This is a genomic window from Clostridium sp. AF02-29 (assembly GCF_934835585.1).
Taxonomy (GTDB): domain Bacteria; phylum Bacillota; class Clostridia; order Lachnospirales; family Lachnospiraceae; genus Otoolea; species Otoolea fessa.
In genome coordinates this window covers 1-9,171 of record NZ_CAKVZK010000055.1, presented here as the reverse complement: position 1 = coordinate 9,171, position 9,171 = coordinate 1, and the positions used below count along the sequence as shown (strand labels likewise).

Here is a 9,171-nt window from a genome sequence, read left to right as displayed (position 1 = left end):
TGGAAATCTGCGATATATGCTGTCGTTATCAAACTCCCCTGCTTCCAAAGCCAAATCAATCGCTCTTCGAAATTGGGTTGCGAACTGTTTAATTTCCTTCATCATACGCTCCTTTAACAAAACCGCTTTTGCGAAAAAGTATCCTTTCGCCAAAATGTATATTTCCCGTTCTCCAAAGCCTATCCCCTGGGGTAAATCTCCGATTATATCATCACTCTACGGAAACAGAAACACACATCTATTTTACTCCAAAAATGGCGAAATCCTTTGATTTATTGGGCTTTTCTTGACAGAAGGCACACCGTCTCCACATGCTCCGTCCAGCCAAAAAGATCCACCGGCCATGCTTCTTTGGCCTTATATCCGTGCTTTGCAAACATTCTCAAATCTCTGGCCAGTGTATCCGGACCGCAGGAGATGTATACCACCCGTTTCGGCTGCATAAGTGCTACCGAATCGATAAATTCCTCGGTACTTCCGCTTCTCGGCGGGTCCATAAATACCACATCTGCACTCTCGCCTCTGGCTGCCATATGAGACATGAACCGTCCGGCGTCATTGCAGAAGAACTGTGCATTGGTGATGCCGTTCTTCTTCGCATTCTGCACTGCATCCCGCACTGCATCCTGATTTAACTCTACACCGATCACCTTGCCCGCGTGTTTGCTGGCGATAAGTCCGATGGTACCAATGCCGCAATAAGCATCCAGCACCGTCTCCTTGCCTGTAAGTTCTGCCAGTTCCATCGCTTTTCCGTACAGCTTCTCAGTCTGAACTGAGTTAATCTGATAGAAGGAACGGGACGAAATACGGAACCGGAGTCCGCAGAGTTCATCTTCGATATATCCTTTTCCATACAATACATGTTCTTTGTCCCCCAGTACCATACTGGTGTTTCTTCCATTGATATTCTGAACAATGGTTGTAATCTCCGGGTGCTTTTCACGAAGCGCCTTGACGAAATTGTTCTTCGACGGGAATACTGGAGATGCTGTCACCAAAACGACCAGAATCTCGCCGGTTGTGAAGCCGCGGCGAATCAATACATGACGCAGCAGACCGTATCCGGTGTCCTCATCAAAAACACGGATCTTGAACGAACGAAGCATACTCCGGATCGTCACGATGATCTCGTCTGCTTTCTGATCCTCAATCAGACAGGAATCCACCGGAAGAATCCGATGTGTCCCCTCTTTGTAAATGCCAGAAATCGGATTATTTTTCCGATCCAATCCAAATACCGCATGAACTTTATTGCGGTAATGATACGGCTCTTCCATTCCAATGATCGGACGAACCGGACAAACACCGCCCAGCAGTTCTTCCATGCGCTTCTGTTTTTCTTTTAACTGCTGATCATAGGTTAAATGGAGATACTGACAGCCACCGCACTCACGGTAAATCGGACATTTTGTTTTTCCACGCTGTCCACCACGAACCGTTTTCTGACCATCTTTTTCCCCTACATTTCGTTTCCTGTCCCCATGTGTGCCCCATTTATCCTCAACTCCAGACACTTTACGAGCAGATTTTCCCTGTTTTTCCCCATTGACTCCCACTTTTGCACTATTCTTGGAAAATCCAGTTGTTTTCTCCCCCCGGCCAAACGATTTCTTTCCTTCCGTTCTTTTTCCATCAGAACCATTCCCTGCTGTCTTTTTCCATCCTGTTTCTTTCATTTTTTCTCACACTTTCTTTCTTCGCTTATCTTCTACGCCTCTCCCAACTCTGCTTCCGTCTTCACGCCCTTAAAATTCTTCTTCCAACGTTCTTTCTTAAAATGCACCGCGTAAATGAGTCCGCGCACGCATTCATCGGCTGCCATTGCAATCCAGACGCCTTCCAGCCCCCAGCCGAGCTTGCTGCCGAGCAACCAGGAGCCGGCGGCAGCTACGACCCACTGGAAGGTGATTCCGACCGTGGTCGGGGTCAGGACATCGCCGACCGCAATCAGGCATTTGGTCATAACAATGTTGACCGCGCGCCCGATCTCCAGCACAATCTCAATCACCAGAATCCGCCGTCCAAGCGCAATGATCTCCGGGTTGTCTGTGAAAATCAGGAAAATGTATTTACCTCCCAGGCACATCAGCACCGCCATCCCGACACACGCCGCAATCGCAACCTTCAGTGTCGCATTCACTCGTTTCTGTATATCATTCAGACGGCGCGCTCCGATCAGGTAGCCCAGCACAATCTGGGTTGCCGTCGCGATCGCCATCGCATAAACATAATCAATATTGGCAAAAATCGTACAGTATCCCTTGGTTACAGTAACCAGCGTGCCAAAGGAATTAACAATTCCCAGAATTATCATCTGGGAGAGATTGTACGAAAAACTTTCGACCCCCGTCGGAATTGCCAATAGGCAGAGATTTTTTAAAATCTGCACCGGAAATGGACGCAGATAACTCATTCCCATTTTGACGCGGCGGCTCTTGAAAAACATTCTGATCATCAATGCCAGACCAACTAACTTACTGATATCCGTCGAGATCGCCGCTCCGACCGCCCCAAGCTGCGGCATTCCGAACCAGCCGTTGATTAAAATCGCATTTCCCACAATATTCATGGCATTCATGATAACTGATATAATCATGACTTCCTTTACCATAGCAAATGCGCGGATCATCGCTGAGAAGGTCAGATAAAATCCCTGCACCAGAATAAATGCGCCGACAATCAGCAGATACAGCGACGCCTCATCAAAAACCTCCTCCGGCACATGGATCGCCCGGTAAAGCGGCGTGTGCCCGGCAAAAACCAGGATCGTTGCCGCAAGACTGACGCCGCCGATCAGCACGATCGAGACCATGCAGGTCCGGGATGCATTTTTTTCATCCTGCGCGCCCAGATACTGAGACAAAATCACGGTAACCGCCGTCGATGCCATGCTCAGCACGATAATTACCAGGTTCATGATCTGGTTCGCATTGACAATCGCTGCCACCGAGGGCTGCGATACCCGGCTTACCATCATCTGATCAACGTTTCCGACCAAAAGCTGCAATAACAGCTCCACGAAGATCGGCAGCGACATCAGAAATAAATTCCGGTTCGTATTCATTTTGTCAATATCATTTTGATATTTCATATTTTCCCCTTACTTGTAATAATAGCAAAACAGCACATACAGCCGTCCAAACACTCTCGTATTCGCCCGGCTGCATGTGCCATTTTACACGATACTATATTGAATTGCAAGTGGAAGTCATTCTTTTTACCTTACAAAAGCCCCCTCATTTTTAAATAATCCTTAATCAACTGAACCGCCCCGTCCACACCAATCTGCGTCGTATTAATCAAAAGGTCGTAATTCTCCGGCTTCTCCCAGTCGCGCCCTGCATAATAACGATTATAATCGCGGCGTTCCCGGTCGATCCGGTGGATATTTTTGAGGACATCTTTGTCCGCGTAGAGATTCCGCTCACGCACGCGCTCCTCGCGCACCTTGATATCCGCGTAGAGGAACACGCGAATCAGTCCCTCGGTGCCGTCCAACACATAATCCGCGCATCGGCCGATGATGACGCAGGATTCCTCCGCCGCCAGCTTCCGGATCACTTCCGACTGGAAGCGAAACAGATTGTCGGCTGAAATGAGATCGGAACCGAACGACGGTGCGCCCTTTTCCGGTGTCAATGTATTGATAATCTTGTATAAAAGCCGGTTGCCCGCCTTCTCGTCTGCCAGATGGAAATAGCTCTCTTTGATACCGCTCTCATCTGAGTTCATACGGAGAATGTTCTTATCATAAAAACTGATCCCCAGATCTTCCGCCAACTTTTTGCCCGTATCCGCACCGCCGCTTCCATACTGCCTCGCAATCGTGATGATAATTTTTTTCTTCTCTGACATACCAAACCCCTCCCTTTATCTACAAGAAAATGCTTGTTGCTTTCTATCTTCAGCATACCATAATGAGAGGATTTTTTCCATTCATTTTTACAAAAAACACAGTAAAAATCAATCAAATACGGCATTCTATTCTTATTTTCAGATAGCGCCTGTTTTTCAGCTTTTCTCCCCTACTTCACCTCCCTCTCATACAAAAGCACCGTCGGAAATCCCGCCTTCCGCAGTTCCCGTTCCATCCGCACAGCGTTGTCGAGATTTTTAAACGCACCGACCCGAAGCTTGAAATACGTCCCATCGTACACCAGAAATGCAGGGAATCCCATACGGCGCAGTTCTTCTAACTGCTGCTCTGCCAGCGATCGGATGCGGTACGCCCCCGTCTGGATCTGGTAATAATAGTCGCTCTCTTCCACCGGACGGCGATCCATGTCGTCATCGATTACATTTAGAATCCCAGATGCAACCGCCGCCGCAATTTCGTCAAACTGCGCATCAAACCGCTTGTTATCCTCCGGATTGTCGATAAATCCGGCTTCAACCAGAACCGCCGGCATCTGCGTTTTCCGCAGCACAATCAAATCCGGGCGCTCGATCACGCCGAGATCCACATATCCGGTGCGCGCCAGCTCTCTCTGGATTGAATCCGCCAGCTGTTCTGATTCCCTGCCTGTCTTGTACACCAGCGTCATGACGCCCGAACCTTTTCCCGGCTCACTCGCCGCATTGCGGTGCAGGGAAACAAAATAGTCCACTCCCGCCTCATTTCCCATCTCTGCTTTCTGGTAGGGCGTGTCATAGACGTCCGTTGACCGCGTGTAGACGGCATTCACCCCATTTTCCTCGAGAATCCTCCCTACTGCCAGCGCCAGACGCAGGGTATCGTCCTTTTCCATCCGATCCTCAAATACTGCTCCCGGATCTTTCGTTCCGCCGTGCCCGGCATCTATCATCACTTTCTTTTTTTCTTCCAAAAGAAAAGACTCCTCTCACATATCGTTGTACTACTACCATATGTGAAAGAAGTCCCAAAGTTTCCTGTTTAATTATTCCTCATACTCCCCGCTAAACACTTCCACCGCCGGTCCAGTCATGAACACACGGTTTTTCTCGCGGTCCCAGCGGATCTGCAGGCAGCCGCCCAGCAGCTCGACCTCAACCTCATCCTCCGTATGCCCTGCCAGAATGGATGCAACGGCAACCGCGCAGGCACCCGTTCCACATGCCATCGTTTCGCCGGATCCGCGCTCCCAGACACGCATTTTTACGTGTGTGCGGTCAATGACCTTGACAAACTCGGTGTTGGTACGGTCCGGGAAACGCTTATGGAACTCGAATTTCGGTCCGATCGTCTCCAGTTCCAGGGAATCGATCTCATCCATAAACAGAACGGCGTGCGGATTTCCCATGGAAATTCCGGTAAATTCGTATTCAATTCCATCTACCTCGATCTGCTCCGGAAGCTCGGAAGTCTGCTCCGGCTCGCCCATATCGACGGTGACCGCCGTTACTTTGCCATTTTCGACCTTCATATCCAGATATTTAATCCCGGACAATGTCTCAACAGAAATCTGCGGCTTGTCCACGATATGGTGGTCATACGCATATTTTCCCACACAGCGGATGCCGTTGCCGCACATCGCGCCGCGGGAACCGTCCAGATTGTACATATCCATGCGGCAGTCTGCCACCTCGGATGGGGTAATCAGAATCAATCCGTCGGAACCAATTCCAAAATGGCGGTCACTGACGGCAATCGCCAGCTTCTCCGGATCATTTACCGTTTCTTCAAAACAGTTGACATAGACATAATCATTGCCAAGTCCCTGCATTTTTGTAAATTTCATCGTTTTTGCTGCTCCTTCTGCCTTTTTGATCCTATTGTAAAGGATCTTACGCCATTTTGTAAAGACTGATTACCATTTGTGCCGCCTCAATAAGGCTGACCTGGCTGTCCATGCTGCATTTCTGCAGATATTTGTGCGCCTCCGGCTCCGTCATCCGGTTCCGCTCCATCAAAATAGCCTTTGCGGTGTCGATCGCTTTCTGATCCTCTTCCCTGCGCTTCTGCGGCGGCTGGCGGCGCATCCGCCGTCTTTTTTCCGCCTGCGTCTGCTCAATCATGCGGACCGTCGAAACTAAATCTCCCATTTTAAACGGCGCCGGCAGGCAGACAATCCTTCCCATCGCTTCGCCGCTCCACCGGCTCGGGGAAGCAATGAGAAGCAAATCAAATCCCGGCGGCAGCTGGTCGGCAAGCTGCCGGCAGGTCATATCACCAAACCGGTAGCCGCTCACCACAATCCCGCTTCGCAAATCATCGGTTAACGATAAAACCTGCGCGCCCGATGTGCAGGAGGCTGTGACCTGTATTCCATGTTTTACGAGTATATTTCTAATATTTCGTCCGTCCTGCGGCTTCGAAAATGCTACTATGATGTTTCCCACGTGGTCTCACCTCACTGCGATTTCGTACCCCCTAACAACGATACAGATATTCCGCTGTTTCCCAATCCGTCACATAGGCACAGAAGCGTTCCCACTCCTCTTTCTTGCCCTCGCCGTACATCCGGCAGAACTTTTCCCCAAATACACGGTGTGCAAATTCATTCTGATCCAGCTTCTGGAGCAATATCCCCAATGTCTCCGGGAACCGCGGCGCATCCTCATCGCCCGCTTCTTCATCCAGCACCAGCGCCTTCTCGATTCCTTCCAGTCCTGCTGCCAGAATCGCCGTCAGCGCCAGATACGGGTTCGCAGACGGATCCGGAAACTGCACTTCCACGGAAATACGTCCGTTCCGGTCTTCCTTCACATGAACTGCCTTTTCACTTCCTTTTTCCCACACAGCCGCCGGGAACTCCGGCTGGAACACCGTGCTCCGCTCCGCCGCCAGACGTTTGTATGAATTGACGGTCGGATTCGTAAAAATCATCATATCGCTCAGATTTTTAAGCACGCCTGCCGCAAACTGCTTCGCCTGCGCCATCGCCTCGGCGCCCCGTCTGGAAGAGATCGACACGCCCACATGAAGCCCCGAGCCGTCGCCGCTCATGTTTGGCTTCGGCATAAAAGTCGCATGCAGACCATGGCGTTTCGCAATCCGTTTGACCGCCGCCTTGAACGTTTGTAAATAATCTGCTGCCTCAATGCCCCGGCGCGCCGGAAGGACGAAGCTGTGCTGTCCGGCAGTCAGACCATGATGCGTGCTCTCGACCGCAAATCCTGCTTCCTCCAGGCTCAGAACCATGTCCCGGCGGACGCCCTCTGCCAGATCGATCGGCCCCGCGTCATAATACCCGGCAACCTCATGCGTCACCGTCGTCGGTCTCCCATCATCATCCGTGTGAAACAAATAAAACTCACACTGGAAATCAAAATCAAAGTCCAGTCCCATCTTCTCGGCACGTTTTACCGTTTCCTGTAAAATATGACGCGAATCCGTCCAGGACGGCGTCCCATCCGCATTGCAGACCTGGCAGATCACGCGCGCTACATTTTCCTGCCCGGAATCCCACGGAAGAACCTGATACGTTGATGCATCCGGCTTCAAGTACAATTCCACACTCTCGCTCTGGTCCGTCAGATACTCCGGCGCCGCCGCGCCCTCGATCCCAGCTTTCTGTAAGCCGCCGAGCGCAAACCGGTTGATTGCATACCCCTCTTTCATCGCTTTTTCCGCCTGCCTCCGCGTCATCTGGACCATTTTGCACTGTCCAAAAATATCGGTAAACTGCAGCTTTACCAAATCAACATCTTCATCAAAAAAAGGTTCGGATCGGTTCGTATTCTCTCCCATCGACATTTCCTCCTATAAAAAACGAGGCAGCTGTCTCTGTTTCCAGTCAGCCCCCTCGCCCTCTTTTCATATACGCCCAGAATTTTCCTGCCTATACAGCCCCCAAAATTTCAAGCATACGTTTATGATCGTTTTGCTGTGTGAGAATGCCCCTGTCATTCTTTTCACAATTTTTATAAATAAAATATAGCAGTCCGATATTTTTCTGTCAAATACTTTTTTATTTAATCCGCAGCTGTTCGCTCAATTCATTTCCCAACTGGATATGTCCCACATAGCCGACCTCGCCGACCATGTAAACCATGCCGTCCTCCTTGATTTCCACTTCCAGCGTGCCACCCGGCATATGGACGTACATATGCGGATCGGCAAGTCCCAGGCGGTATGCCGCACTCGCCGCCGCGCAGGCGCAGCTTCCGGACGCCAGCGTATATCCAACGCCTCTCTCGTAGATCTCGATCTGGATATTCGTCCGGTCAAGAACATTTAAAATCTGCGTATTGACCTTTTCCGGGAAATATTCGGATGTTTCCGAATGCTCGCCGATCCGGCACACCATTTCCTTCGAAATCTCATTCATCCAGATAACACAGTGCGGATTTCCCATTGAAAGACAAGTCGTGACATACGGAATCTTTCCAAATACCATCGTCTGGTTTACCATCTCCCGCCGCTCGCCGGTCACCGGAATCTCATCGCTCCAGAACGTCGGATGTCCCATCGAAATTTTCACACGGGTCGCATCCTCGTTGAGATAAAAGACTGTCTCCTCGCCTCCCAGCGTTTTCCAGGAGATCGTCGTTTTCTGCACATATCCCGCGTCCCGCAGATATTTTGCAAAAATACCCATGCCGTTGCCGCTCTTCTCCGCCTCGCTGCCGTCCGCGTTGTAGATGCGTACATAAAAATCATTCTCCCCCAGATATGGACCCGCCAGAATTCCATCCGCGCCGATGCCAAAATGGCGGCTGCACATCTTCTTGATATTCTCCGCATTCAATTCCAGATCATTCTTATTTGGATCAAACACCAGGTAATCATTTCCCATACAGTGATATTTTTCAAGCACAACCTGTTTCATCGCGATACCTCCTGCCCCTTTTAATCAATACCATAAAAATCTTTCATCGTAACTGTTCAGTACCTTCACAGTCACGCGCAAAAATCCATTAAAAATTGCCTACGGCAATGGGATTTTTGCCTGCTGACCCATGTTTTCGTACGGTCAGCGCAGTAAATGCGCAGACCTACTGAACAGTTACCTTTCATCAATGATTTCTATTCTACTTCCGTTTTTGAAATCACTTTATCATGCATATCCATTTATGTTTTGAATATGTCTGCATTTTCATAATATTCCATCTATGCTTTCTTTAATTTTAATTTTAGGAAAATATAGCAGCTTTTAATAGAAGAATCATGCTTTAAATATTGCATATAATGCTATATAATATGAAATAAGATAACTGTTCAGTAGGTCTGCGCATTTACTGCGCTGACCGTACGAAAACATGGGT

The 9,171-nt window shown here is 49.5% G+C and carries 8 protein-coding genes; all 8 read right to left on the bottom strand.

Translation table 11 applies throughout. The features are described 5' to 3' along the window. Positions 1-272: 272 nt before the first annotated feature. On the bottom strand, positions 273-1,679 hold the full coding sequence (gene rlmD / locus PUQ60_RS10985; protein WP_273381154.1) for a 23S rRNA (uracil(1939)-C(5))-methyltransferase RlmD: 1,407 nt from the start codon (positions 1,677-1,679) through the stop codon (positions 273-275). Between the two features lie 32 nt (positions 1,680-1,711). Beyond that, complete coding sequence (locus tag PUQ60_RS10980; RefSeq protein WP_273381155.1) at positions 1,712-3,094, bottom strand: MATE family efflux transporter; 1,383 nt, start codon at positions 3,092-3,094, stop codon at positions 1,712-1,714. Positions 3,095-3,225: 131 nt separating this feature from the next. Continuing rightward, on the bottom strand, positions 3,226-3,858 hold the full coding sequence (locus PUQ60_RS10975) for a cytidylate kinase-like family protein (protein ID WP_022358543.1): 633 nt from the start codon (positions 3,856-3,858) through the stop codon (positions 3,226-3,228). Positions 3,859-4,028: 170 nt separating this feature from the next. Next, a complete protein-coding gene (locus PUQ60_RS10970) occupies positions 4,029-4,829 on the bottom strand; it encodes an N-acetylmuramoyl-L-alanine amidase (protein WP_273381156.1) in 801 nt (266 codons plus the stop codon). Between the two features lie 72 nt (positions 4,830-4,901). Further along, positions 4,902-5,702, bottom strand: a complete 801-nt coding sequence (dapF, locus tag PUQ60_RS10965) for a diaminopimelate epimerase (RefSeq protein ID WP_273381158.1) — start codon at positions 5,700-5,702, stop codon at positions 4,902-4,904. Between the two features lie 46 nt (positions 5,703-5,748). Continuing rightward, positions 5,749-6,303: an ANTAR domain-containing protein gene (locus tag PUQ60_RS10960; RefSeq protein WP_273381160.1), complete on the bottom strand. Its 555-nt coding sequence runs from the start codon at positions 6,301-6,303 to the stop codon at positions 5,749-5,751. Between the two features lie 31 nt (positions 6,304-6,334). Then, positions 6,335-7,654 carry a glutamine synthetase family protein gene (locus PUQ60_RS10955; RefSeq protein ID WP_022358538.1) on the bottom strand — a complete coding sequence of 440 codons (1,320 nt, stop codon included), beginning with the start codon at positions 7,652-7,654 and terminating at the stop codon, positions 6,335-6,337. 220 nt (positions 7,655-7,874) lie between these two features. Next, entirely contained in the window at positions 7,875-8,735 is an 861-nt protein-coding gene (gene dapF / locus PUQ60_RS10950) for a diaminopimelate epimerase (RefSeq protein ID WP_022358537.1), read from the bottom strand. Positions 8,736-9,171 lie beyond the last annotated feature (436 nt).

What these genes read in the sequence shown, in the direction of transcription:
- rlmD (WP_273381154.1), bottom strand. Translation starts at nt 1,679, where the DNA reads ATGAAAGAAACAGGATGGAAAAAGACAGCAGGGAATGGTTCTGATGGA.
- dapF (WP_273381158.1), bottom strand. Translation starts at nt 5,702, where the DNA reads ATGAAATTTACAAAAATGCAGGGACTTGGCAATGATTATGTCTATGTC.
- PUQ60_RS10975 (WP_022358543.1), bottom strand. Translation starts at nt 3,858, where the DNA reads ATGTCAGAGAAGAAAAAAATTATCATCACGATTGCGAGGCAGTATGGA.
- PUQ60_RS10980 (WP_273381155.1), bottom strand. Translation starts at nt 3,094, where the DNA reads ATGAAATATCAAAATGATATTGACAAAATGAATACGAACCGGAATTTA.
- PUQ60_RS10955 (WP_022358538.1), bottom strand. Translation starts at nt 7,654, where the DNA reads ATGGGAGAGAATACGAACCGATCCGAACCTTTTTTTGATGAAGATGTT.
- dapF (WP_022358537.1), bottom strand. Translation starts at nt 8,735, where the DNA reads ATGAAACAGGTTGTGCTTGAAAAATATCACTGTATGGGAAATGATTAC.